This window comes from Imperialibacter sp., from assembly GCF_040222385.1.
Taxonomy (GTDB): domain Bacteria; phylum Bacteroidota; class Bacteroidia; order Cytophagales; family Cyclobacteriaceae; genus Imperialibacter.
This window is the reverse complement of sequence record NZ_JAVKDF010000074.1, coordinates 1-603: the sequence shown is the minus strand read 5'-3', so window position 1 is coordinate 603 and position 603 is coordinate 1. Positions and strand designations below refer to the sequence as shown.

Sequence of the window (603 nt, the reverse complement as noted above, 5' to 3'; positions counted from 1 at the left end):
GGTTCTTTGACAATTTGGTAATGAAGGAAGGGAAGCGTAGGCGGCGTTGGCCTTGCGATCATCGGGCATTTTTTAGTGTTTGATGGTTTTAAGGAGTTACGCAGGTACGCTGATCTTTAATACAAGGAAGCCGATTGTGTTGGATGGATTTCGGTCTGTTTGATATGATTTGGTTCTTGTTAATTCTGCAATTGAGCGCAGTGATGTGTTTGATTGTATTGAGTGCTTTATAGCGATTGATTAAGCAGCCTGTGATTGGACTTTTTAGTTAAACCTGAGAGTTTGATCCTGGCTCAGAACGAACGCTGGCGGCAGGCTTAACACATGCAAGTCGAACGAACTCTTCGGAGTTAGTGGCAGACGGGTGAGTAACGCGTGGGAACCTACCTTTAGGTACGGAACAACAGTTGGAAACGACTGCTAATACCGTATGAGCCCTATGGGGGAAAGATTTATCGCCTAAGGATGGGCCCGCGTTGGATTAGCTAGTTGGTGGGGTAAAGGCCTACCAAGGCGACGATCCATAGCTGGTCTGAGAGGATGATCAGCCACACTGGGACTGAGACACGGCCCAGACTCCTACGGGAGGCAGCAGTGGGGAAT

The 603-nt window shown here is 48.3% G+C and carries 1 rRNA gene; it reads left to right on the top strand.

The window, feature by feature from the left end:
• Window positions 1-270: 270 nt before the first annotated feature.
• Window positions 271-603: ribosomal RNA gene (locus tag RIG68_RS28890) — 16S ribosomal RNA — on the top strand; the annotation flags it as partial.